Here is a 23751-nt window from a genome sequence, read left to right on the forward strand (position 1 = left end):
GTGAACGGCGCCTCGTGAGAGGCGCCGTCACACACGTCCGGCCGGGTTACCAGGCGTGCACTCAAAGTCCGTTCGCAGCGGTCCTTGCGAAGCCGCTGCAACGCGCCATCCGCGGCTGATCGCTCGTGGGTGCCCGGCGGCCGTGCACGAGATCCTCTCGTGACCTCGCACTTCATTTCTACGCCGCGGGCTCCATGAGCGGAACCCTTGACCAGCAGATTGTGACTGGTGAGGTCTACGTGGCGGGCGCGGCGGCGAGCCGGGCGCGGCGCTGCCTGCTGCGGCTCCACACGGTCAGGCCGATCGCCAGCGCGGCGCCGATGCCGATCGCGGCGGCCGCCACCGGCACGGCCGGGCGGTCGCGCAGCCGCTTGCTCAGCGGGATCGGGTGGCGGAACTCCAGCATCGGCCAGTCGCGCTCGACGGCGATGCGGCGCAGGCCGCGGTCGGGGTTCACCGCCGTGGGGTGCCCGACCAGGCTGAGCAGGCCGGCGTCGGTCACCGAGTCGGAGTACGCGAAGCAGGTGGCCAGGTCGTAGTCCCGCTCGGTCGCCAGCTCCTTGACGGCCACGACCTTGTTGGGGCCGGCGGCGTAGAAGTCGATCTCCCCGGTGTAGCGGCCGTCCTCGCCGACGTTCATCCGGGTCGCGATGACGTCGGTGATGCCGAGGAGCTCGCCGATAGGTCGGACCATCTCGTCCCCGGAGGTCGAGACCAGCACGACGTCGCGGCCGGCGGCGCGGTGCTCGGCGATCAGGGCGGCCGCCTCCGCGTACACGTACGGGTTGATCAGCTCGTCGAGCGTCTCGCGGACGATCTGGCGGACCTGCTCGGCGCGCCAGCCCTTGACCAGGGCGGCCAGATAGTCCCTGGTCTTGGTCATCGTCTGCTCGTCGGAGCCGCCGCCGACCCGGAAGATCAGCTGGGCATAGGCACCCTTGATGACGTCGCGGCGGCTGATCAGCCCGTCGCGATAGAACGGTCGACCGAAGGCCAAGGCGCTTGACTTGGCGATCACCGTTTTGTCCAGGTCGAAAAACGCGGCGCTACGCCCCACGGCGGGCAAGTGTAGCGTTGAGTGGCATGCTGTGGCGGCCGGACTTGCCGGAGCCCGCTGCGGATCACGCTCGGCTCGCGTGTGATCACGCAGGCGCTACCTCCAACTGAAATATTGATTGGTGTTCCGGGCGTGTTGCGAGCCCGTCCTACTCGACGTATGCGGGTGGACTCAGGCATGCTTATGTTTGCGACGAGGTTTCATGTCCCAAGACATAGACCCGTTATTGACCCTCGGCGGTTGCACCCCCCGTGACCGCTGAGTGGGTTCGGCTCGACCCCCCCGGAGCCGAACCCCCGGCGACCCCCGTCACCCCCCGGCGGGGGTCGTCCCCTCTGTACCGTCAGACGCCACTCGACGCAGGTCCGCGCATTTCTGCCATATGGCAATCCGGATTATGGCAACCTGCATTTCACGAGTTCCGTATATTGACGATCAGTGCTTTGTTGAGCCCTCACGAAATTTCCCACTTGGGCGGTTTCGCGCTTGGCGGAGCGCTCCCAGCTCGCAGTCACGTCCCGCGATGGCGTCGTCGTGGGACCGGCGTCGGACATCGGACGGCTGCGCCGAGAATTTTCGTCGCCGACACATTGCCCCCTTTGTCCAATTGACCGGGATTTGTGCGGGCGGCTATAGCAGATCGGCATCACCGCGGCCCGGTTGTCCACAAGCGGACCGTTGTCCACAGAACGCGGGTCGCGGGCCGGAACCGAGGCCGCCGTGGCGGCCAGAGTGTCGGCGTGCATCGACCACTGCTCGTCACCGACGACCATGAGCTGCTCGACGACGTGCTCGGCATCGCCGCCGAACTTCCCCTCGACCTCGACGTGGAGACCGGCCCGGAGCGGGCCCGCGGCCGCTTCGCCTCGGCACCGATCGTCCTGATCGGCGACGCCGTCGCGCCCGCCTGCGTCCGCGCGGGCCTGCCCCGCCGCGCCGGGGTGCTGCTGCTGACCCGCGGGCGCGTCGCCGACCGGGTCCGGGTCCTCGCCGAGGCGGTGGGCGCCGATCACATCGTCCCGATCCCCGACGGCGCCGGCCTGCTGCTCGACCGCCTCGCCGGCCTGGTCGACGCCCAGCGCGGGCGCATCCTCGCCGTGCTCGGCGGGCGCGGCGGGGCCGGGGCCAGCATCCTGGCGGCCGGCCTCGCCGTCACCGCGGGTGGAGCCGGCCTGCGCTCGCTGCTCGTGGACGCCGACCCGCTCGGCGGCGGCGTCGACCTCGCCCTCGGCTGGGACGACGCCGCCCGGCTCCGGCTGGGCGACGGGCTGCCCGGCCGGGGCGCGGTCGGCGTGCTGTCCTGCGACCGGGCCCCGGCCGGCACCGGCCTGACCAGCGACGCGATGGCGGCCGCCCTCGACATCGGCAGCCGGGCCCGCGACCTGGTGGTCGCCGACCTGCCCCGGCGCCTCGACGACGCCGCGGTCCTCGCGCTGCGGGCCGCGGACCGGGTCCTGCTGGTCGTGCCGGCCGAGCTGCGCGCCTGCGTCGCCGCCTCGCGGGTGGCGGCGACCGTCGCCCCGCACACCGACGCCCTGCACCTGGTCGTGCGGCATCCCGGCCCGGGTGGGCTGCGGACCCGCCAGATCGCCCAGTCCCTCGGCCTGCCGGTCGCCGGGTCCCTGCGGGCCGAGCCCGACCTGCCCCGGCGCATCGAGGCCGGCGACCCGCCGACCGGCTCCGGCCGCGGCCCGCTCGCCTCCCTCTGCCGCCGCATCCTCGACGACCTCGGGCTGGCGACGGGGGTGGCGGCGTGAACGAGGCGCTCGTGGCCCTGCTCGACGACCCGGCGGTCACCGATGTCCTGGTCAACTGCGGCGAGGTGTGGGTCGACCGGGGCGCCGGCCTGCGCAAGGTCAACGGACGGCTCGGCGACCCGGCCGAGATGCGCCGGCTGGCCCAGCAGCTGGCGTCCAGCGCCGGGCGGCGGCTCGACGACGCGAGCCCGTTCGTCGACGGTCGGCTGCCCGACGGGACGCGGCTGCACGCGGTGCTGCCGCCGGTCGCCCGCACCGGGCCGCACGTCTCGCTGCGCACGTTCCGGCGGCGGGCGTTCACCCTCGACGACCTGATCAACCACGGCAGCATCGACCCGGGCGGGGCCACACTGCTCGCCGCGATCGTCACGGCCCGCCTGCCGTATCTGGTGACCGGGGGTACCGGCACCGGCAAGACGACGGTGCTGTCCACGCTGTTGTCGCTGGTGCCGGGTGTCGAGCGGCTGGTCATCGTCGAGGACGCCGCCGAGCTGGCCCCGGTGCACCCGCACGTGGTGTCGCTGCAGGCCCGCGCGGCCAACGTCGAGGGCGCGGGCGAGATCCCGCTGCGCGAGCTGGTCCGGCAGGCCCTGCGTATGCGCCCCGACCGGCTGGTCGTCGGCGAGTGCCGGGGTGCCGAGATCGTCGACCTGCTCGGCGCGCTGAACACCGGGCACGAGGGCGGCGCTGCCACCCTGCACGCCAACTCGCCGGCCGACGTGCCGGCCCGGCTGGAGGCGCTCGGACTGCTCGGGTCCGTACCGCGGGCCGCGCTGCACGCGCTCGTCGGCGCCGCACTGCGGGCCGTCGTGCATCTGCGGCGGGCGGCCGACGGCTCGCGCGAGATCGCCGAGATCTGCGTGCTCGACTGTCATCCCGAGCAGCGCACCACGGTCGTGCTGACGGCGTGGCGGCGCGGCAGCGGCCGGGTCGAGCCGGGCGGGGCGCTGCTCGACGAGCTGATCGCCGACCGTGGGCACGAGCCGCCGCAGCCGTCGGGGCGGTGGCGGTACGTGCCGGGGAAGGGCTGGCGATGAGCGCCCGGCTGCGCGGGCTCGTGCTGCGGCACCCGTTCGCCGTCCTCGCCGCGCTGGCGCCGCTCGTCGCCGTCCTGCTGCTGCGGTTCGGGCCGGTGGCGGGGTTCGCGGTGGCGATCTACCTGGCGTTGACGGTCTGGATCGTGCGGCGGCTGGTGCTCCGGGACGCCGTGAAGGACACGGTCACCGCGCTCGTCGACGCCATCGAGTCCACCGTCGGCGACCTGCGGGCCGGCATCACCCCCGACGGCGCGGGCCTGGCCGTGCGGGTCCGACGGGTGCTGGCGGCCTCGGCGACGCCGTCCGCCCCGGCGGTGCGCGCGGCGACGCTCCGGCTGGACTCCGCGCGGAGGGTCAGCGAGTACCTCGGGACGCCGCTCGTCGACCTGCTGGAGCGCGTCGAGGCCGACCTGAAGGCGGCGCAGGCGCTGCGGCAGTCGGCCGACGTGCAGACGTCGGCAGCCCACGCGTCGGCGTACATGCTCATGGCGATGCCGGCGGCCGGGCTGTTCGGCGCGGTCGCGATGGGCATCGACCCGGTCGAGCAGCTGCTGCACACGCCGCTGGGCGCCGCGTGCACGGTCCTGGCGGTGACGCTGCAGAGCGCGGGGCTGTTCGTGACCTTCCGGATGGTCGACTTCCTCTCCCGGGAGGCCTGGCGATGAGCCCGTGGCTGCGGTTGGCGGCCTCGCTGCTGGGCGGGGCATCGATGGGGGCGGCCTTCGGCAGCGTCGCCGTGGGGGTCGGCGCGGCGGTTGTGTGCTGGCTGCTGCTGCGGAAGGCCGAGTCGCCCCGCGTCCGGCGGGAGCGGGCGGCGGCGCGGGCCGACCTGCCGTTCGCGGCGGACCTGCTGGCCGCCGCGCTGCACGCGGGGGCGGCGCCGGACCGGGCGGCCTACGCCGTCGGCCGTTCCATGGGTGCGGCGTCCGTCGGCGGGCGGCTCGTAACGATCGGGCGGGCGCTGCGGGGCGGGGCGCCGCCGGCCGTCGCCTGGGGGCAGCTGGGCGAGATCCCGGGCGGGACCCGCCTCGCGCGGGCTGCGACGCGCAGCGCCGAGCACGGCACCGCGCTGGCCCAGACCTTCGAGAAACAGGCGGCCGACCTGCGGCGGGACCGGGCCGCGTTCCTGGAGGCGCGGGTCCGCAAGACGTCGGTCTACGCGGTGCTGCCGGTCGGGCTGTGCTTCCTGCCCGCGTTCGTGCTGATCGGTGTCGTGCCGGTGGTCGCCGCGCTGCTCGGTGAGGTGTTCGCCGCCCTTTGAGCCGCCCTTGGGCACCCCCTGAGCCGCCCTTTGAGCCTTCTTCCAAGTTCCGGTAGTCGCACAACGTAAGGAGTTCCGTGTACGCCATCCGAGCCCGTCTTCGTGCCCTTCGTGGGGACCGGGGAGTCACCACCGCCGAGTACGCCGTCTGCATGCTGGTCGGAGCCGGCTTCGCCGGTCTGCTGCTGAGGGTCCTGACCAGTGACGGGACGCGCATCGCCCTGACCAACCTGATCGGGCGGGCGCTGGCATGAGAAGCGACCGGGATCGTGGCGCCCACGCAGCGCGGCACCGGCGCCGCCGGGTCGGCGGTCCGAGCGACCGGGGGTCGGCCGTCGTCGAGTTCGCCGCGGCATTCCCCGCCGTTGTCCTGCTGCTGCTGGCCGGCCTCGCCGCCCTGGTCGTCGTGACGGCCAAGGTGCGGTGTGCGGACGCGGCCGGGCTGGCGGCGCGGGCGGCGGCCCGCGGCGAGCCGGACTCGGCGGCCTCGGAGACCGCGCCGTCGGGCGCCACGATCTCGGTCCAGCGCGACGGGGACCTGGTTCGGGTCAGCGTCCGCTACACGTTCCAGCCGCTGGGGCTGGTGCTGCACGAGCGGGCCGTCGCGCGGCTCGAACCCGGGGAGGGCCTGTCATGAGGGGTGCACATCGGTCGAGCAGTCCGCCGTGGACCTGGATGGGCGTGTGGCGGCGCCGGGGCGAGCAGCGGTGGCGGCCGCGACATACCCGGCGGGCGCTGCGGGCCCGGGCCGGCGGCGGGCGGGCCGGAGATCGGGGCAGCGTGACGGTGGTGGTGCTCGGGGTCGGGCTCGGGCTGCTGGTGGTCGGCGTGGCGCTCGTCGTCGGGGGTGGGCTGATCGTGGCCGAGCATCGTGCGCGCAACGCCGCCGATGCGGGGGCGCTGGCCGGGGCGCTCGCGGCCGGGCAAGGTGCGGCGGCGGCGTGCGGTGCGGCGGCCGAGCTGGTCGCCGAGAACGGTGGGCGGCTGGTGTCCTGCGCGCTCGACGGGCTCGACGTGACGGTGGACGTGCGGGTCGACGGGCCGGCCGGTACCGAGGCGGCGGCCGCCGCCAAGGCCGGGCCCGTGCGCGCCGCCGGGATCCGCTACGGCCCACAGGCCGGGCCCGTGCGCGCCGGAGGGAGTCGCTACGCCGCCAGGTCCGTTGTGCGGCGGGCCGGCTCTCGGGAGAGGGCGGACAGGACCAGGGACAGGACGGTGACGGCGTCGGCCTTGCCCAGCGGGTTGTTGCCGTTGCCGCACTTCGGGGACTGGACGCACGACGGGCAGCCCTGGTCGCACCGGCACTCGGCGACGACGGTGCGGGTGGCCGACAGCCAGTCGGTCGCGACCTCGAACGCGCGCTCGGCGAAGCCGGCGCCGCCGGGGTGGCCGTCGTACACGAAGACGGTGGGCAGGCCGGTGTCGGCGTGGAACGCGGTGGACAGGCCGCCGATGTCCCAGCGGTCGCAGGTGGCGACGAGCGGCAGCAGGCCGATGGAGGCGTGCTCGGCGGCGTGGAGGGCGCCGGGCCAGTCGACGTCGGGGACGCCCGCGGCGTCGAGGGCCTCGGGGGTGACCGTCCACCAGACCGCCACGGTGCGCAGCACGCGCTGCGGGAGGTCGAGCTCGCAGACGTCGATGACCTCGCCGGACACCAGGCGGCGCCGTTGATAGCTGACGACCTGGGAGGTGACCTCGACCTCGCCGAGGGACAGGGTGACAGCGCCGGCCGAGCCGGCCGTGCGGGTCTCGCGGACGGACAGGACGGTCACGTCGGTGACGTCGCGGGGGTGGGTGCTCCAGTCGGGGTCCTCGGCGTGGACCAGGGCGACGGAGTCGGCGAGGTCCAGCTTGTCGACGACATAGGTGATGCCCTGGTGGAGGTACACGGCGCCGTCGTGGACCTGGTGGTGGGCCGAGCCGGTGTCGACCGTGCCGAGCAGGCGGCCGGTGGCCGACTCGACGACGGCGACCGGGCCGCCGCCGGCGCCGCGGAGGTCGACGTCGGGGCGGTGGCGCTCGGTCCAGTACCAGCCGCTGGGGCGCTTGCGGAGGATGCCCGCAGCGACGAGGGCGTCGAGAGTGGGCTCGGCGGTCGGGCCGAACAGCGGCAGGTCGGCCGGGGTCAGCGGGAGCTCGGCGGCGGCGCAGCACAGCTGCGGGGCGAGGACGTGCGGGTTGCCGGGGTCGAACACCGTGGCCTCGACGGGGCGGCCGAAGAGGGCCTCGGGGTGGTGGACGAGGTACGTGTCGAGGGGGTCGTCGCGGGCGATGAGCACGCAGGTCGCGTCGCGGCCGGCCCGGCCCGCTCGGCCGGCCTGCTGCCAGAGGGAGGCGAGGGTGCCGGGGTAGCCCGAGATCAGGACCGCGTCGAGCCCGACCAGGTCGACGCCGAGCTCGAGGGCGTTGGTCGAGGCGAGGCCGAGCAGGGTGCCGTCGAGGAGGTCGCGTTCGAGGGCGCGGCGGTCCTCGCGCAGGTAGCCGGAGCGGTACGCGGCGACCCGGCTGCCCAGGCCGGGCACGGCGGTGTCGAGGGAGCGGCGGGCCATGGTGGCGACGAGCTCTGCGCCCTTGCGGGAGCGGATGAACGCGAGGGTTCGCACGCCGGCGGCCACCGCGTCGGCCAGCAGGTCGGCGGTCTCCCGCAGCGCGGACCGCCGGACGGGCTCCGCGTCGCGCGGCCGGGTGGGTGCGTCGCCGTCGCGCGAAGGAGACGAAGGAGACGTGGGAGCGTCGCGCGAAGCGAAGGCGGGCGAAGAGAAGCCCGGCGAGGAGGAGGTGGAGGGGAGGGCGGGGCTCGCCGGAAGGAGCGGCGGCTCCCACAGGGCGAAGGTGATGCCGCCGCGAGGGGAGGTGTCCTCGGTGAACGCGGTCACCGGGAGGCCGGTCAGGCGGGTGCCCGTGCGGAGCGGGTCACCCGAGGTGGCCGACGCCAGGATGAATGTGGGGGTGGTTCGGTAGCGGGCCGCCATGCGGCGCAGGCGGCGCAGGACGTGAGCCACGTGGGAGCCGAAGACGCCGCGGTAGGCGTGGGACTCGTCCACGATCACGTAGCGCAGGCCGCGCAGGAAGCGGGACCACGACGCGTGGCCGGGCAGGATGCCGTGGTGGAGCATGTCCGGGTTGGTCAGGACCACGCGGGCGTGCTGGCGGACCCAGTCGCGCTCCTCGCGGGACGTGTCTCCGTCGTAGGTGGCCGGGCGGACACCCGGGAGGTCCAGGGCCACCAGGCTGCGGAGCTGGTCGGCGGCCAGGGCCTTCGTCGGGGCGACGTAGAGGATTGTCGCGCGGTCGTCGGTGAGCAGCGTTGACAGGGCCGGCAGCTGGTAGGCCAACGACTTGCCGGAGCCTGTCCCGGTGGCGACCACCGTGTGGGCGCCCTGCCAGGCCGACGTCGCGGCCTCCGACTGGTGGCGCCACGGTGCGGTGATGCCGCGTGAACCCAGCGACGAGCGCAGCACGGGCGGCACCCAGTCGGGCCACGGTGCGGGGGTGCCGGGGCGTGGGGGCAGGTGCTCCACGTGGGTGAGGGAGTCGGCCGCCCGGTGCTGCGCAAAGAACACCCCCGCACTCTAAAACACCTGTTCGAAACGGTTGGTGCGGTACACGCGTGCCGTTTGTGGGAAAGGGGGTCAAGCGTCGCTTCGGTGCGGTGTCGATGGTTAGATGCCCGTGGAGCGCAAAACCGCCAGAGGAGGAGGTCCGCATGGAGCTGTCGTTGTCGACGTACGACTCCGGCGACCACACGGTGCTCGAAGTCGGCGGTGAGGTGGACGTCTACACCGCCCCGCGGCTCCGCGAGAAGCTGGTCGAGCTGGTCGAGCAGGGGTCCCGGCACGTCGTCGTCGACCTCAGCCGGGTCGAGTTCCTCGACTCGACCGGCCTGGGCGTGCTCGTGGGCGCGCTCAAGCGGCTCCGGGCGGTCAACGGCACATTCGGCCTGGTCTGCGCGCACGAGCGGCTGCTGAAGATCTTCCGGATCACCGCGCTGGACCGGGTCTTCTCGCTGTACGACTCGGTGGCCGCGGCGACCGCGGCCGACGGTGCCGAGTCCGATCCCAAAGCGCCCAAAGCGTAGGTCCATGCCCACTGTCCGACTGTCGTTCTCGCCGGCGGCGGCGCACGTCCGCACCGCCCGGCTGGTCGGCGTGGCCGTCGCGCGGCGGGCCGGCGTGGCCGAGGAGCTGCTCGAAGAGGTCCGCCTGGCGATCGGCGAGGCGTGCTCGCGCGCGGTCGCGCTGCACCGCTCGCACGGCCTCGACGACCTGGTCGACGTCGCCATGGCCGATGGCGACCGGTTCACCGTGCGGGTGGTCGACCGCGCCGCGAACGGCGCCATGGTCACCCGCTCGCCGGAGGACGACGAGACCGTCGTGCTGCTCTCGGATCCGGCGTTGCCGCTGACCACGCCGCCTGACCTCCTCGCGGAGGAGGCGGTTGCCGCCCGGATGGGGTTGGCCCTCCTGGCGGGTCTCGTGGATGATCTGAGTGTGTCCGAATTGTCCGAAGGCGTCGGCACCGAGGTCCGCATGTCGTGGCCGCTTGAGCGGTCCAGCGACTGACCTACGAGGAAAGATCGGCGAGGTTCGATTTAAGGAAACTCGCAAGTCGGTGTGACCACAGACACGCCTGGCGGCTACAGTACGGCGATCGTGTATGACGGCCCTGGTCATTGGGTACCTCGGTCGTCCAGCACGGCTCCCCGCGTGGAGAATCCGCCGCCGGCCTGACCGCTCGCGGCGCTGTCATGTGTCGGTACAGGAGGACAACGAATGTCCGGATCGCTCGTCGCTAACGGCGAGATTTCCCTTACCGGGAGCAACCTGACCTACATCGTCGTCGCGCTCGTCATCGCCTTCGTGGCGCTCGGGTTCGCCGCGGCGCTGGTCAAGGCAGTTCTCGCGACCGGTCGGGGCACCCCGAAAATGCAGGAGATCGCCGGGGCGGTGCAGGAGGGCGCGACCGCGTACCTCGTCCGCCAGTTCAAGACCCTCGGCATCTTCGTCGTCATCGCCGTGGTGCTGCTGTTCCTGCTCCCGGTCAACGAGGCCGGTGACAACGAAACTCTGATCAAGATCGGCCGCTCGGCGTTCTTCATCGTCGGCGCGGTGTTCTCGGCCTTCATCGGTGGCGCCGGTATGGCGCTGGCCACCCGCGCCAACCTGCGCGTCGCGGCGGCGGCCCGAGAAGACGGCGGTCGTGAGAAGGCGATGCAGATCGCGTTCCGCACCGGTGGCGTGGTCGGCTTCCTCACCGTCGGCCTCGGCCTGTTCGGTGCGGCGCTGGTCGTGCTGATCTTCAAGGGCGACGCCCCGACCGTGCTGGAGGGCTTCGGCTTCGGCGCCGCCCTGCTCGCGATGTTCATGCGGGTCGGCGGCGGCATCTTCACCAAGGCCGCGGACGTCGGCGCCGACCTGGTCGGCAAGGTCGAGAAGAACATCCCCGAGGACGACCCGCGCAACGCCGCGACGATCGCCGACAACGTCGGTGACAACGTCGGTGACTGCGCCGGCATGGCCGCGGACCTCTTCGAGTCCTACGCCGTGACCCTCGTCGCCGCGCTGATCCTGGGCCGCGCCGCCTTCGGCGTCGACGGCCTGATCTTCCCGCTGATCGTCTCGACGATCGGTGTCCTGGTGGCGATCCTCGGTGTGGCGCTGACCCGCCTGCGCCCCTCCGACCGCAACGGCCTCGTCGCGATCAACCGGGCGTTCTACATCTCCGCCATCATCTCGGCCGTCCTGGTCAGCGCCGCCGCGCTGTTCTACCTGCCGGCCGACTGGGCGAAGCTGCTCGGCACCGAGTGGCGCGCCACACTGAACCTCGCCGAGGGCGACACCCCGCCGTTCGGCCCGCACGTCACCGCCATCATCGCCGTGGTCATCGGCATCGCCCTGGCCGCCATCATCCAGGCGCTCACCGGGTACTTCACCGAGACCGAGCGCCGCCCGGTCAAGGACATCGGCAAGAGCGCCCTGACCGGCCCGGCGACGGTCGTGCTGGCCGGCGTGAGCGTCGGCTTCGAGTCGGCCGTCTACTCGGCCATCGTCATCGGGGCGGGCGTGTTCGGCGCCTTCCTGCTCGGTGGCGGCTCGATCACGCTGTCGCTGTTCGCGGTCGCCATGGCCGGCACCGGCCTGCTGACGACCGTCGGCGTCATCGTCGCGATGGACACCTTCGGCCCGATCAGCGACAACGCGCAGGGCATCGCCGAGATGTCCGGCGACATCGACGAGCGCGGCGCCCGCACGCTGACCGAGCTCGACGCGGTCGGCAACACCACCAAGGCGATCACCAAGGGCATCGCGATCGCGACGGCCGTCCTCGCGGCGACCGCGCTGTTCGGGTCGTACACCGACACCATGCAGCGGGCGCTCACCGAGGCCGGGTCGAAGCTGTCGACCGATGCGCTGCTCAACGTGGCCAACCCGCGCAACCTGGTGGGCCTGCTCATCGGCGCGGCCGTCGTGTTCCTGTTCTCCGGCCTGGCGATCAACGCCGTGGCCCGTTCTGCGGGCGCGGTCGTGTTCGAGGTCCGCCGCCAGTTCCGCGAGTTCCCGGGCATCATGGACGGCTCGCAGCGCCCGGAGTACGGCAAGGTCGTCGACATCTGCACCCGCGACGCCCAGCGCGAGCTGGTCACGCCCGGCCTGCTCGCGATCATGGCCCCGATCGCCGTCGGCTTCGGCCTCGGCGTCGGCCCGCTGGCCGCGTACCTGGCCGGCGCGATCGGCACCGGCACGCTCATGGCGGTGTTCCTGTCCAACTCCGGTGGGGCGTGGGACAACGCGAAGAAGCTGGTCGAGGACGGCACCCACGGCGGCAAGGGCTCGCCCGCGCACGCCGCGACCGTCATCGGCGACACCGTCGGCGACCCGTTCAAGGACACCGCCGGCCCGGCCATCAACCCGCTCCTCAAGGTGATGAACCTGGTGGCGCTGCTGATCGCCCCGGCCGTCGTGCTCTACACGGTCGGCGACGGCAACCCCGCGGTGCGCTACATCGCCGCGATCGTCGCGGTCGGCGTCATCGCCGCCGCCGTCATCGTGAGCAAGCGCAAGCCGGTGGCGATGGACTCCGGCGACGACAACGGCGCCTCCCAGGAGGAGCCGGCTCCGGAGCGGGTCACCGCCTGATCAACGCCACGAAGCGCCCCGGCCGGATGCGATCCGGCCGGGGCGTCGTGTTTTCTCGAACACACGATCGGTTCTACGCTGCAACCCATGCGCGTCCGTCGGGTTCTCGTCGCCGTGGTGTTCCTCGTGGGTACTGCGGGGTGCTCCGCCGACGGCGCCGGTGACGTGGCCCCGAAGCAGTGGGCGCAGTCGGTCTGCACCGCCCTGGCCCCCTGGCGCGCCGAGATCAACGACCTGACCACGAAGGCCCAGCAGCAGCTCCAGGCGGCCAGGACCGCGGCGCAGACCAAGACGAACATCGTCGACCTGCTGGCCGGGGCCGAGACGGCGAGCGAGAAGGCCCGGGTCGGCGTCGACGGCGCCGGCGTGCCCGACGTCAAGGACGGCGACAAGGTCGCCGCCCAGTTCACCGCCTCGCTGTCGAAGGCGCGCGACGCCTACGGCAACGCCAAGCGCACGGTCTCCGGGCTGCCGACGAACGATTCGAAGGCGTTCTACGCGTCGGTGACGGCGGCGTTCGCCACGCTCAAGGAGGAGTACGAGCAGAGCGCGATCGACCCGGCCCACGTCGGCCCGAAGGACCTGCAGAAGGCGTTCGACGAGGTGCCCGAGTGTCGATGACCCGGTCCGTCGCCGCCCGGCAGCTCTCGCTGTTCGGGGTCGAGGCGCGCCCGCCGGCGCCGCACGACCTCGAGGGGCTGCTGCTGGGGGCCGGCCAGGTCGGCCGCATGGGCGGCACCGGCCGGGTGACGACCGTGGTGGAGGACGCCTGGCGGTGTGCCGTGCTGCGGGCCGAGTGCGAGCTGCGCGGCCTGGTGCTGACCTGCGACCCGGCCCCGGAGTCGGCCTTGGAGGAGGACCGCTTCGTGGTCCGGACCGCGTACTCGGCGGCTCTCGCCCCGCTGGCCGGTCGCTGGCTCGACGACGACGGCGTGCAGCGGGCCCCCGGTGACCTGACGCTGGACGGGCGGCGGCTGCGGCTGTGGGTGGCCGCGGCCGGCATGTACGACGGGCAGCGCGCCTACCTGCTGCGGCTCGCGCCGAAGCCCCGGCCGCCCGAACCGGAGCCCGAACCCGGGGCCGAACCCGCGCCGGAAGCGGACGAGGAGCCGGAGGCCGCGGCAGAAGCACCAGTAGTTGACGAACCACGCGAACCCGAGAGAACAGCTCCAAAGCCGACCATACATACCAGGGCAGATGCGAAGCCGAACAAACGGCGCAAAAAGCCCGACAGCAAGGTCTCGGCCTTCGACCCCGGCCCGGACGAGTTCGCCGACTTCGACGCCTATGACGCTCCCGACCCGTACGCCGAGGTCGAACCTTTCACGGACCCGGGCGCCGACGATTGGCCCGACTCGGGCATCGCGGACCTGCCGGCGGTCGCCCTGGACATCGTCCCGGAGCCGCCCCCGGCCGTCCAAGCCGAACCGGACATGATCGGTGAAATTACCATAGACCGCACCCTGGCCGACAACTGGATCGCCGTCGGCGAGGCGCTGGTCGCCCTCGGGCTGCCGGCCGTGTTCATCGCCCCCGACGAGGGCGGCCCCGCGTACCGGATCGTGGGACTCCGGCGGATCAACCGGCTGGCCGAGCTCGTGGGCGAACCGCCCCCCGACGCGCCCGCCGAGACCTGGCCGAGATAGCGCCGCGGTAGGGTGGCGCATCTAACGGCGTACCACCCGCGTACCTAGCCCGCGCGGCATGAACTGCGGGAAATCGACACCCCATCGACCCGACAAACCGCCACAAACACGGCAGCCGATGCGACACGTACGCAAGATCGGGCTGGTAGCGGTTGTGCTTGGGTGTACCGTGGCGCCGATCGGCGTGTCGCACGCCGACTGCTGAGTGTCCCTTTGCGCAACTCGGCGCGAAGGGACGCGTTACGTTTGACGTCTGTCGTCCGCACCGGGGAGAACTGTGCCGAACTCCGCCAACACGAAGCGGCTGGTGATCGTGGAGTCGCCGGCCAAGGCCAAGACGATTTCGGGCTACCTCGGCCCGAATTACGTCGTGGAGGCCAGCTTCGGGCATGTCCGCGACCTGCCCGTGGGCAAGAAGGACATGCCGGACGACCTCAAGAGCAAGCCGTGGGCCTACCTGGGTGTCGACGTCGACAACGATTTCACCCCGGTCTATATCATCTCGGCCGACCGGCGAAAGCAGATCACCCGCCTGAAAGCGCTCCTCAAGGAGGCGAGCGAGGTCTACCTCGCCACCGATGAGGACCGCGAGGGCGAGGCCATCGCGTGGCACCTCTACGAGACGCTGAAGCCGAAGGTGCCGGTCCGGCGGATGGTGTTCCACGAGATCACCCGCCCGGCGATCCAGGCCGCCGTCGCCAACCCCCGCGACATCAACCGCGCGCTGGTCGACGCCCAGGAGGCCCGGCGCATCCTCGACCGGCTGTATGGGTACGACGTCTCGACCGTGCTGTGGAAGAAGGTCCAGCGCGGCCTGTCCGCCGGCCGGGTCCAGTCGGTCGCGACCCGCATCGTCGTGGAGCGCGAGCGGCAGCGGATGAAGTTCCGCGCCGCCGAGTACTGGGACATTCTGGCCCGGCTGCAGCCCGACAACGACGAGCGCACGTTCAACGCCACGCTGATCGCGCTCGACGGCGACCGGGTCGCCACCGGCCGCGACTTCGACCCGGAGACCGGCAAGGTCAGGCCGGGAGCGGGCGTGATCCACCTCGACGAGCAGGGCGCCCGCGGCCTGGCCGCCCGCCTGGAGGGCCGGCCGTTCACGGTCACCCGGGTCGAGGAGAAGCCGTATCGCCGCAAGCCCTACCCGCCGTTCATCACCTCGACGCTCCAGCAGGAGTCGGCCCGCAAGCTGCGCCTGTCCAGCGCGCAGACCATGCGGGTGGCGCAGCGGCTGTATGAGAACGGCTACATCACGTACATGCGTACGGACTCGGTCAGCCTGTCGGAGGCGGCCATCGCCGCGGCCCGGCGGCAGATCCACGACCTGTACGGGCCGTCCGCGGTGCCGCCGCAGCCCCGGCGGTACACCGGAAAGGTCAAGAACGCCCAGGAGGCGCACGAGGCCATCCGGCCCGCCGGCGAATCCTTCCGCACGCCCGGCGACGTGGCGAAGGAGCTCTCCGCGGAGGAGCTGCGGCTCTACGAGCTGATCTGGCAGCGCACGATCGCGTCGCAGATGACGGACGCCGTCGGGAACAGCACCTCGGTGCGGATCAACGCCACGACCGCCAACCAGGAGTCGGTGGACTTCGGCGCGACCGGCAAGACGATCACCGACCCCGGCTTCCTGCGGGCGTACGTCGAGTCGTCCGACGACGAGAACGCCGAGGCGGAGGACGCCGAGCGGCGCCTGCCGGTGCTGGTCAAGGGCCAGCCGGTGACCGAGCGCGGCCTGACCCCGACCGGCCACACCACCCAGCCGCCGGCCCGCTACACGGAGGCGTCGCTGGTCAAGGCGATGGAGGAGCTCGGCATCGGGCGCCCGTCGACCTACGCGTCGATCATGGAGACGATCAACAACCGGGGGTATGTCTTCAAGCGCGGCCAGGCGCTGATCCCCTCGTTCCTCGCGTTCGCCGTCGTGGGGCTGCTGGAGAAGCACTTCCCGCGGCTGGTCGACTACGACTTCACCGCGTCGATGGAGAACGTCCTCGACGAGATCGCGGCCGGCGACGAGAGCGCCGTGGACTTCCTGCGCCCCTTCTACTTCGGTGGCGACACCGGCGACGAGGGGTCGGTGGCCCGCCAGGGCGGTCTGAAGCGCATGGTGACCGAACGGCTGGGCGAGATCGACGCGCGCGGGATCAACTCGATCCCGCTTTTCCGTGACGAGGCCAACCGCGACGTCGTCGTGCGGGTCGGCCGCTACGGCCCCTACCTGCAGCGCACGATCCCCGACGCGCCCGAGGGCGAGGAGGGCGACCGCGCCCCGGTGCCCGACGGCATCGCGCCCGACGAGCTGACCCCGGAGAAGGTCGCCGAGCTGTTCGTCGGCGGCACGGGCGGGGAGCGGAAGCTCGGCGAGCACCCCGAGACGGGCGAGCCGGTCGTGATCAAGTCGGGCCGCTTCGGGCCGTACGTGTCGACCGGCGAGAAGAACGCGTCGCTGCTGTCGACCCAGTCGGCCGAGCACCTGACCCTCGCAGAGGCGCTCAAGCTGCTCACCCTGCCCCGCCTGGTGGGCAAGGACGAGAGCGGCGAGGACATCCTGGCCTCGCCCGGCCGCTACGGCCCGTACATCAAGCGCGGCACCGACACCCGCTCGCTCGCCGGCGAGGACCAGCTCTTCACGGTCACGCTGGAGGAGGCGCTCGCGCTGCTGGCGGCGCCGAAGACGCGCGGCCGCGCGGCGGCCAAGCCGCCGCTGCGCGAGATGGGGCCCGACCCGGCGACCGAGAAGCCGCTGGTCATCAAGGACGGGCGCTTCGGGCCGTATGTGACGGACGGCGAGTTCAACGCCTCGCTGCGCCGCAACCAGACGGTCGAGGCGCTGACCCTCGACGAGGCGAGCGAGATGCTGGCCGAGAAGCGGGCCAAGGGCCCGGCCCCGAAGAAGGCCCGGGCCACGAACAAGGCCGCGCCCGACGAGGCCGCGCCGGCCAAGAAGGCGACCGCCGCGAAGAAGACCACCGCCGCCAAGAAGGCGACGCCGGCCAAGAAGGCCGCCCCGCGCAAGGCGGCCGCCAAGAAGGCGGCCCCGCCCGCGGAGTAGCTACGCGCCGAGGACCCGGTCGGTGTACGCGTTGGCGAACAGCCGGCCGGGGTCCAGCTTGTCGCGCAGCCCGAGGAAGTCGCCGAACCGCGGGTAGGCCTCGGCCAGCGAGGCGGCGTCGCGGTAGTTCATCTTGCCCCAGTGCGGGCGGCCGCCCAGCGGCGTGAGCAGTGCTTCGAAGCGGCGGAAGTACTCCTCGTAGGGCGCGCCGACGAACTGGTGGATCGCGACGTAGGCGTTGTCGCGGCCGTAGCCGTGCGACAGCCAGATGTCGTCGGCAGCCGTGAAGCGGACCTCGACCGGGAACTGGATGCGGAACGGCAGGCTTTCCACGATGCCGCGCAGTCCGTCGAATGCCTCGCGGAGCGCCTCGCGGGGCATTCCGTACTCCATCTCCACGAACCGGACCCGGCGCGGTGTGCAGAAGACCTCGTGGGACGGCGCGGTGTACGTGCGGGCCGAGAGGGCCCGGGCCGAGACGCGGCTCACCGCCGGTACCACTGCCGGAAATGTCCGGCCCAACCGGCAGGCCCCGCCGAACACCGTGTTGGACAGGAAGTCGTCGTCCAGCCAGCGCCGCCAGCCGGCCAGCGGCCGGTCCGACGCCGGCACGATGTTGTTGCGCTTCATCTGGACGCGGTCGGTATACGGGAACCAGTAGAACTCGAAGTGGTCGTTCTCGGCGACGTGCGACGACAGGCCCGACCAGACGTCGGCGAGCGTGCCCGGCCGCTCGTCGGCCTGGAGTACGAACGCCGGCACGCAGCGCAGCGTCACCGCGGTGAGCACGCCGAGCGCGCCGATGTTCACCCGGGCGGCGTTGAAGAGGTCGGGCTGCTCGGTCGCCGAGCAGCGCACGAGGGTGCCGTCGGCGGTGACCAGTTCCAGCGCCTCGATGAAGGTGGAGAGGCAGCCGTAGGCGGCTCCGGTGCCGTGGGTGCCGGTCGACAGCGCGCCGGAGATGGTCTGGGCGTCGATGTCGCCCAGGTTCGGCATGGCCAGACCGTGGGCGGTCAGCGTCGCATTGAGTACCTTGAGCGGCATGCCCGCACCGACCGTGACCAGGTTGTCCTCGATCTTGATGACCGAGGCCATCCGGTCCAGCTCGATCCGGACGCCGTCGGTGGCGGCCGTGGGCGTGAACGAGTGGCCGCTGCCCACCGCCTTCACGCGCAGGCCGTCGGCGGCCGCGGCGCGCAGTACCTCACCCAGCTCGGCCGGGGTGGCGGGGTGCGCGGCCCGGGCGGCGCGCGCGGTCTGGTTGCCGGCCCAGTTGCTCCACGGAGACGTCACAAAAAATGAGTACCCTTCACGTATACCCCCAGTCAATCACCCATCCATGTGTCGGTCAGTCGCCTGGGTGAAACCGGCTATCCGGCGTTCGTCCCCGGTCGTTGACGTGAGTAGGTTTCAAAGCACCAGATAGAGGGGGGACATGGCGACGCAGACAGTGGCCGGCGCCGGGACGAAGCCGCTGCGCCGGGTGCCGGTGCAGGGGCGCAGCGTGGCGCGGGTCGGGCGGATGCTCGACGCCTGCGCCGAGCTCGTCGACGAGGTCGGCTACGACGGCCTGACCACCACGTTGCTGGCCGAGCGGGCGGGGGTGGCGATCGGCTCGGTCTACCAGTTCTTCCCGGACAAGCGGGCCATCGTGCAGGCGCTGACGCTGCGCAGCCTGGAGCGGTACCTCGAGCGCCTCGGCGCGCGCCTCGCCGACGAGGGCATCACCAACTGGTGGGACGCCGTCGATGCGGCGATCGACCAGTACATCGACATGCACCGCACCGTGCCGGGCTTCCGGACGCTGCACTTCGGCGACGTGGTCGACATCCATCTGCTCGACGACGAGCGGGACAACAACGACGTCATCGTCGGGCAGCTGTCCGACCTGCTCATCGCCCGGTTCTCGATCGTTGACGCCGAGCGGCTGCAGTTCGTGCTGGCGATCGCCGTCGAGGCCGCCGACGGGCTGATCAAGCTGGCGTTCCGCCGCTCCCCGGACGGCGACGCGCTGGTGCTCGGCGAGGCCAAGGCGCTGATCCGGGAGTACCTGCACCACCGCCTCTGAGCAGGCCTCCGCCGCAGCGGGTAAAGCGTTTGAAACGCGTTGTTGACAATCCCACAACACCTGTCCGCTTTGCCCGCTGCGGCGCATACTTCTGATCGACCGGTACCCCACTCGAGGACTGGATCCGTCAGATGAACAGGCAAAACATCGGTATCATCGGCGCTGGACGGGTAGGGGCGGTGCTCGGCGCCGCGCTCGTTCGATCCGGCCACAGGGTGATCGCCGCGGTGGGTGTCTCCGCCGCCTCCAAGACCCGCGCCGAGCTGCTGCTGCCGGGCGCCTCGCTGCTCCCCGCCGACAAGGTGGCCGCCGCCGCGGACCTGGTCCTCCTCGCGGTACCCGACGACGCGCTCCCGGGCCTGGTCAACGGCCTGGTCGAGACCGGCGCGCTGCGCCGCGGACAGATCGTCGCCCACACCTCCGGCGCCCACGGCCTGGCCGTGCTGGCCCCGGTCACCGCCGTCGGGGCCGAGCCGCTCGCCCTGCACCCGGCCATGACGTTCACCGGCACCGAGGCCGACCTGGCCCGGCTGCCCGGCATCTCGTTCGGCGTCACCGCCCCCGAGCACCTGCGGGAGACCGCCGCGGGCCTGGTCGGCGACCTGGGCGGCGTCGTCGAGTGGATCGCCGAGGAGAAGCGGCCGCTGTACCACGCGGCGCTCGCACACGGCGCGAACCACCTCGTCACGCTGGTGAACGAGGCGATGGACCGGCTGCGCGACGCCGGCGTGCACCACCCCGAGCAGGTGCTCGCCCCGCTGCTGGGCGCGGCGCTCGACAACACGCTCCGCCTCGGCGACGCTGCCATCACCGGCCCGGTGTCCCGCGGCGACGCCGGTACCGTCGAGAAGCACCTCCACGCGCTGGAGGCGGTGGCGCCCGGCTCCGTCCCGCCCTACCTGGCGCTCGCCCGGCGCACCGCCGACCGGGTCATCGCCGCCGGCCGGCTGCGCCCGATCGACGCCGAGCCGCTGCTGGACGTGCTCGGAAGCCACTCCCGTACCGCGGAGCGTGCCGCGTGAAGGTCGTCTCCTCCCGTCCGGCGCTCGCCGCGGCCCGCGCCGAGGCGACTGGAACCGTTGCCGTCGTCATGACCATGGGGGCGCTGCACGAGGGGCACGCGGCGCTGCTGTCGGCGGCGCGGGCCGAGGCCGGCACGGTGCTGCTGACGATCTTCGTCAACCCGCTGCAGTTCGGGCCCAACGAGGACTTCGACCGCTATCCGCGGACCCTCGACGACGACCTCGCGCTGGCCCGATCGATCGGGGTCGACGTCGCCTTCACCCCGTCGCGCGACGTGATGTACCCGCACGGTGAGCCGCTGGTGCGGGTACACCCCGGCCCGGCCGGCGAGCTGTACGAGGGCGCCAGCCGGCCCGGCTTCTTCCACGGCGTGCTGACCGTGGTCAACAAGCTGTTCCAGCTGACCCGGCCCGACGTCGCGTACTTCGGCGAGAAGGACTACCAGCAGCTCGGCCTGATCCGGGCGATGGTCCGCGACTTCGACCTGCCGATCGACGTGCGGGGCGTGCCGACCGTGCGGGAGGCCGACGGGCTGGCGCTGTCCAGCCGCAACCGCTACCTCGCGCCGTCGGAGCGCTCGTCGGCGCTGACCCTGTCCCGGGCGCTGCGGGCCGCTGCCGACGAAGGCGAGCGCGGCGGGGACGCCGTGGCCGCGGGCCTCGCCGTCTTCGCCGAGGCGCCCGAGGTCAAGCTCGACTACCTGGTGCTCACCGATCCGCTGGTCGGGCCCGTGCCCGCGCACGGCCCGGCCCGGCTGCTCACCGCGGCCTGGGTCGGCGCGACCCGGCTCATCGACAACGTAGAGGTACGGCTTCCGTGATCCGCACGATGCTCAAGTCCAAGATCCACCGCGCCACGGTCACCCAGGCCGACCTGCACTACGTGGGCTCGGTGACCGTCGACGAGGACCTCATGGACGCCGCCGACCTGCTCGCCGGCGAACAGGTCGCGATCGTCGACGTGACCAACGGGGCGCGGCTGGAGACCTACGTGATCGCGGGCCCGCGCGGCTCCGGCGTCATCGGGATCAACGGCGCCGCCGCCCACCTGGTCCACCCGGGCGACCTGGTCATCCTGATCTCGTACGGGCAGCTGGACGAAGCCGAGGCGCGCGTCTATGTCCCGCGCGTCGTCCACGTCGACGCGGATAACAAGGTCATCGAGCTCGGTCACGATCCGGCGGACGCTGTGCCGGGTATGGTGGGGTCGCCCGTGCGCGGCGACACGGTGGGAGACCTCGCCCGGGCATAGACCAAACCTGGGTGACCGAGCGCGGTGCGCGGTGTGGGACGTCGCCTGAAGGTGACAGGGAGGTCGCTTTGCGACGCGCGCTCGCTGTGCTGAGCGTGTTGTTACTGCTGTCCGCCTGCGCCCCGGCGCCTCCCCCAGCCGGCACCGACGGCGATCTTGTCAATGGCTGGGCGATGCTGCCGGCGGCGGCGCTCGTGGTGCCGGTCGCGCCGGCCTGCTTCGAGCTGCCCGCCGGCGCCGTGGCCGGCGACGTGACCCGCTGGCCCGAGCCGGTGGACTGCGCCGCCCCGCACCAGGTCGAACTGGTCAGCGTCGGGCAGTTCGCTGGCGCCGACGCCGACCGGGCCACCCCGCCGGCCAGCGGCGGCGCGGGCTTGAAGGCCGCCCACGCCAAGTGCTCCGCCGACGCCAACGCCCTACTCGGGGCCGACTGGCGGCTCGGGCGGCTGGCGCTCAGCGTCGACCTGCCGACGCCTTCCCAGTGGGATGCCGGCGCCCGCTGGTACCGCTGCAATCTCCGGACCCTCGAAGACCCCGACCGCTTCGCTCCGGTGACCAGGTCCGGCTCGGTCCGTGGGGCGCTCGGACCCGGCGGCGACCTCCTCCTCGGCTGCGTGTCGGTGACCCAGCCCGCCGGGGGCAAGGCCGGCGAGATCGACCGCATCCGGCCGGCCCGCTGCGACCAGCCGCACGAGGCGGAGTTCGCCGGGATGTTCGAGCCGCCCGACGGCCCCTATCCACCGGATCCCGGCACGCGGCGCGACGTGAACCTCGCCGGCTGCCGCCCGGTCGTGGCCCGGTTCGCCGGGGTCCCCGACGACGCCAACTTCCGCTCACGTACCGGTCTGATCACAATGCCGTTCGACAAGGCGGCGTGGGAGCTGGGCAACCGCGCCGTGCGGTGCTTCGTCTGGCCGCCCAAACCGGTCGCGACCTCGCTGAAAGGAGGCGGGACAAAGGCGCTGCCGATCACTACTGCCTGACCTGTCGCCGGGTTGCTTCGGACATTTATGGTTGGCACACTGCACCGGCGTTCCGTGCGCTCGGGGGAGGGGACAACGAAGATGACGCGTTTCCGGCGACTCATTCCGGCACTGGTGCCGGCCGTCGCGGTGTTCTTGCTCGCCGCCTGTGGCACCCCGGCGGGGGTCGACAAGGACCTGACCGACGACTGGACGATGCTGGACGCCGCGAAGATCCCGTCACCGCCCGTGAACAAGTGCTACAACACCAGCGTCAGCTACTTCGCGCACGACACCACGACGATCTTCTCGTTCACGGCGGTCGAGGCGTGCACCAGCGCCCACGCCAGCGAGACGTTCTTCGTCGGCGAGCTCACCGGCAGCGCGGCGACCGGGTCGACGCCGCCCAAGGGTGCCGCCCTCAACGACGCCTGGCAGAAGTGCGCCAAGGAGGCCGAGAGCTTCCTCGGCGGCGACTATCACGACGGCCGCCTCGCGATGCTCGTGCTCGCCCCGTCGGCGGCGCACTGGGCCGCCGGCGCCCGCTACTTCCGCTGCGACCTCGCCGAGGTGGCCAGCGACGGCAACAAGCCGGTGAGCCGCAACAGCTCGCTCAAGGACGGGCTGCGCGGCGACAAGCCGATCGCGCTGACCTGCATGCAGGAGACCTACGAGGCCGACGGCAAGACCTGGCTCGACTACAACGTGAGCTCGTGCACCAACGTCCACAACATGGAGTACGTCGGCACCTACACCTCCGGTGAGCGGGCCTTCCCGACGAACTCCGAGGAGCGCCGCGCCGCGATGCGGCCCGGTTGCGAGGCGCTGGGTGCGAAGTACCTCAACATGAGCACCTCGACGCTGGTCAACCACCAGCAGCTCGGCATCGGCTTCTGGCTGGTGGACGAGGAGGCGTGGCTGCGCGGCGACCGCGCGGCCCGCTGCTACGCGATGCTGTTCGACAAGCTGACGACCACCAAGTCCGTGAAGAACCTCGGCAGCGGCAAGGTGTAGCTCATGAAGCGGTGGCAGGCCGGCCTGTCGCTGGCCCTGGTGGCGTTCCTCGCGGCCTGCGGCGCGCCGGCCGGCACCGACGGCGACCTGGTCGACGACTGGTCACCGCTGGGCAAGCCCGGCGTGCCGGTGCCGGCCGTCGGGCAGTGCTGGGCCGGCGCCGCCTCGGCGGAGAAGCTCGAGCCGGGCTCGGGCATGAAGGCGGTCGACTGCGCGGTCGACCACGCGAGTGAGACGTTCCACGTCGGCTCGTTCGCCGGGACCACCGCGCAGGGCTCCGTGCCGCCGGCCGGTGCGCAGCTCGCCGACGCCTACGGCACGTGCGACCAGCAGGCGAAGTCGTTCCTGGACGGCGACTGGCACGACGGCCGGCTGGTCCTGCGGGTGTTCGCGCCGACCGAGGCCCAGTGGCGCGGCGAGGCCCGGTTCTTCCGCTGCGACCTGATCGAGGTCAGCGATGACAACGGCACGGTCTTCACCCGGA

General features: G+C 72.3%; 21 protein-coding genes and 2 pseudogenes. 20 read left to right on the plus strand and 3 right to left on the minus strand.

Annotated elements, in window-relative coordinates; all coding sequences use genetic code 11:
- Positions 1-235: 235 nt before the first annotated feature.
- A complete protein-coding gene (locus tag ABZS66_RS37810; RefSeq protein ID WP_354766380.1) occupies positions 236-1066 on the minus strand; it encodes an HAD-IB family hydrolase in 831 nt (276 codons plus the stop codon).
- A gap of 731 nt (positions 1067-1797) precedes the next feature.
- Between ABZS66_RS37810 and ssd the strand changes: the two genes are divergently transcribed.
- From ssd to ABZS66_RS37845, 7 genes and pseudogenes are all read left to right on the plus strand, one after another.
- A complete protein-coding gene (gene ssd, locus ABZS66_RS37815) occupies positions 1798-2814 on the plus strand; it encodes a septum site-determining protein Ssd (protein ID WP_354766382.1) in 1017 nt (338 codons plus the stop codon).
- 17 nt (positions 2815-2831) lie between these two features.
- Positions 2832-3851: pseudogene (locus tag ABZS66_RS37820) on the plus strand (TadA family conjugal transfer-associated ATPase); the annotation flags it as partial.
- Positions 3848-4516, plus strand: a complete 669-nt coding sequence (locus ABZS66_RS37825) for a hypothetical protein (protein WP_354766384.1) — start codon at positions 3848-3850, stop codon at positions 4514-4516. The pseudogene ABZS66_RS37820 and the gene ABZS66_RS37825, both read left to right, overlap by 4 nt.
- Complete coding sequence (locus ABZS66_RS37830; RefSeq protein ID WP_354766386.1) at positions 4513-5112, plus strand: type II secretion system F family protein; 600 nt, start codon at positions 4513-4515, stop codon at positions 5110-5112. The genes ABZS66_RS37825 and ABZS66_RS37830 overlap by 4 nt, the downstream gene beginning before the upstream one ends.
- Positions 5113-5198: 86 nt before the next feature.
- On the plus strand, positions 5199-5366 hold the full coding sequence (locus ABZS66_RS37835) for a DUF4244 domain-containing protein (RefSeq protein WP_238015417.1): 168 nt from the start codon (positions 5199-5201) through the stop codon (positions 5364-5366).
- Entirely contained in the window at positions 5363-5749 is a 387-nt protein-coding gene (locus tag ABZS66_RS37840; RefSeq protein WP_354766388.1) for a TadE family type IV pilus minor pilin, read from the plus strand. Before ABZS66_RS37835 ends, ABZS66_RS37840 begins: the two co-directional genes overlap by 4 nt.
- 38 nt (positions 5750-5787) lie before the next feature.
- Positions 5788-6183, plus strand: a pseudogene (locus ABZS66_RS37845) (Rv3654c family TadE-like protein); the annotation flags it as partial.
- Between the two features lie 74 nt (positions 6184-6257).
- Here ABZS66_RS37845 and ABZS66_RS37850 read toward each other — a convergent pair.
- Complete coding sequence (locus ABZS66_RS37850) at positions 6258-8675, minus strand: DEAD/DEAH box helicase (RefSeq protein ID WP_354766390.1); 2418 nt, start codon at positions 8673-8675, stop codon at positions 6258-6260.
- Positions 8676-8818: 143 nt separating this feature from the next.
- On the opposite strand from ABZS66_RS37850, the gene ABZS66_RS37855 reads away from it, so the two are divergent.
- The 6 genes from ABZS66_RS37855 to topA all read left to right on the plus strand — a co-directional run bounded on the left by ABZS66_RS37855 (position 8819) and on the right by topA (position 16949).
- Positions 8819-9190, plus strand: coding sequence for an STAS domain-containing protein (locus ABZS66_RS37855; protein ID WP_354766392.1), 372 nt, complete (start codon positions 8819-8821; stop codon positions 9188-9190).
- A 4-nt stretch (positions 9191-9194) separates the two neighbouring features.
- On the plus strand, positions 9195-9674 hold the full coding sequence (locus ABZS66_RS37860; RefSeq protein WP_354766394.1) for an ATP-binding protein: 480 nt from the start codon (positions 9195-9197) through the stop codon (positions 9672-9674).
- Positions 9675-9884: 210 nt separating this feature from the next.
- Entirely contained in the window at positions 9885-12248 is a 2364-nt protein-coding gene (locus tag ABZS66_RS37865) for a sodium-translocating pyrophosphatase (RefSeq protein ID WP_354766396.1), read from the plus strand.
- Between the two features lie 87 nt (positions 12249-12335).
- Positions 12336-12869, plus strand: a complete 534-nt coding sequence (locus tag ABZS66_RS37870) for a hypothetical protein (RefSeq protein ID WP_354766398.1) — start codon at positions 12336-12338, stop codon at positions 12867-12869.
- Positions 12866-13894: a hypothetical protein gene (locus tag ABZS66_RS37875; protein WP_354766419.1), complete on the plus strand. Its 1029-nt coding sequence runs from the start codon at positions 12866-12868 to the stop codon at positions 13892-13894. The genes ABZS66_RS37870 and ABZS66_RS37875 overlap by 4 nt, the downstream gene beginning before the upstream one ends.
- 277 nt (positions 13895-14171) lie before the next feature.
- Positions 14172-16949 carry a type I DNA topoisomerase gene (topA, locus tag ABZS66_RS37880; RefSeq protein WP_354766399.1) on the plus strand — a complete coding sequence of 926 codons (2778 nt, stop codon included), beginning with the start codon at positions 14172-14174 and terminating at the stop codon, positions 16947-16949.
- Here the strand turns inward: topA and ABZS66_RS37885 are convergent, their stop codons facing one another.
- Entirely contained in the window at positions 16950-18242 is a 1293-nt protein-coding gene (locus tag ABZS66_RS37885; RefSeq protein ID WP_354766401.1) for a D-arabinono-1,4-lactone oxidase, read from the minus strand.
- A gap of 229 nt (positions 18243-18471) precedes the next feature.
- Between ABZS66_RS37885 and ABZS66_RS37890 the strand changes: the two genes are divergently transcribed.
- The 7 genes from ABZS66_RS37890 to ABZS66_RS37920 all read left to right on the plus strand — a co-directional run.
- Positions 18472-19017: a TetR/AcrR family transcriptional regulator gene (locus ABZS66_RS37890; protein WP_354766417.1), complete on the plus strand. Its 546-nt coding sequence runs from the start codon at positions 18472-18474 to the stop codon at positions 19015-19017.
- Positions 19018-19148: 131 nt separating this feature from the next.
- The gene (locus ABZS66_RS37895) at positions 19149-20039 is read left to right on the plus strand and encodes a DUF2520 domain-containing protein (RefSeq protein WP_354766403.1); all 891 of its coding nucleotides are present in this window, start codon (positions 19149-19151) and stop codon (positions 20037-20039) included.
- Positions 20036-20860, plus strand: a complete 825-nt coding sequence (panC, locus tag ABZS66_RS37900) for a pantoate--beta-alanine ligase (RefSeq protein ID WP_354766405.1) — start codon at positions 20036-20038, stop codon at positions 20858-20860. Before ABZS66_RS37895 ends, panC begins: the two co-directional genes overlap by 4 nt.
- Positions 20857-21291 (plus strand): aspartate 1-decarboxylase, encoded by a 435-nt coding sequence (gene panD, locus ABZS66_RS37905; protein WP_354766407.1) that lies wholly within the window; start codon positions 20857-20859, stop codon positions 21289-21291. The genes panC and panD overlap by 4 nt, the downstream gene beginning before the upstream one ends.
- A 68-nt stretch (positions 21292-21359) precedes the next feature.
- Entirely contained in the window at positions 21360-22274 is a 915-nt protein-coding gene (locus tag ABZS66_RS37910; RefSeq protein WP_354766409.1) for a septum formation family protein, read from the plus strand.
- A gap of 81 nt (positions 22275-22355) precedes the next feature.
- Entirely contained in the window at positions 22356-23267 is a 912-nt protein-coding gene (locus ABZS66_RS37915) for a septum formation family protein (protein ID WP_354766411.1), read from the plus strand.
- A 3-nt stretch (positions 23268-23270) separates the two neighbouring features.
- Positions 23271-23751: septum formation family protein (locus tag ABZS66_RS37920; RefSeq protein WP_354766413.1), on the plus strand; the 481-nt coding region annotated here is incomplete at its 3' end.

This window comes from Dactylosporangium sp. NPDC005572, assembly GCF_040605515.1.
GTDB lineage: Bacteria > Actinomycetota > Actinomycetes > Mycobacteriales > Micromonosporaceae > Dactylosporangium.

Bases quoted from the DNA above. Each gene is read 5' to 3' on its own strand.
- ABZS66_RS37915 (WP_354766411.1), top strand. From the start codon at position 22,356: ATGACGCGTTTCCGGCGACTCATTCCGGCACTGGTGCCGGCCGTCGCG.
- ABZS66_RS37890 (WP_354766417.1), top strand. From the start codon at position 18,472: ATGCTCGACGCCTGCGCCGAGCTCGTCGACGAGGTCGGCTACGACGGC.
- ABZS66_RS37875 (WP_354766419.1), top strand. From the start codon at position 12,866: ATGACCCGGTCCGTCGCCGCCCGGCAGCTCTCGCTGTTCGGGGTCGAG.
- ABZS66_RS37840 (WP_354766388.1), top strand. From the start codon at position 5,363: ATGAGAAGCGACCGGGATCGTGGCGCCCACGCAGCGCGGCACCGGCGC.
- ABZS66_RS37860 (WP_354766394.1), top strand. From the start codon at position 9,195: ATGCCCACTGTCCGACTGTCGTTCTCGCCGGCGGCGGCGCACGTCCGC.
- ABZS66_RS37855 (WP_354766392.1), top strand. From the start codon at position 8,819: ATGGAGCTGTCGTTGTCGACGTACGACTCCGGCGACCACACGGTGCTC.
- ABZS66_RS37830 (WP_354766386.1), top strand. From the start codon at position 4,513: ATGAGCCCGTGGCTGCGGTTGGCGGCCTCGCTGCTGGGCGGGGCATCG.
- ABZS66_RS37825 (WP_354766384.1), top strand. From the start codon at position 3,848: ATGAGCGCCCGGCTGCGCGGGCTCGTGCTGCGGCACCCGTTCGCCGTC.
- ABZS66_RS37895 (WP_354766403.1), top strand. From the start codon at position 19,149: ATGAACAGGCAAAACATCGGTATCATCGGCGCTGGACGGGTAGGGGCG.
- ABZS66_RS37865 (WP_354766396.1), top strand. From the start codon at position 9,885: ATGTCCGGATCGCTCGTCGCTAACGGCGAGATTTCCCTTACCGGGAGC.
- ABZS66_RS37870 (WP_354766398.1), top strand. From the start codon at position 12,336: ATGCGCGTCCGTCGGGTTCTCGTCGCCGTGGTGTTCCTCGTGGGTACT.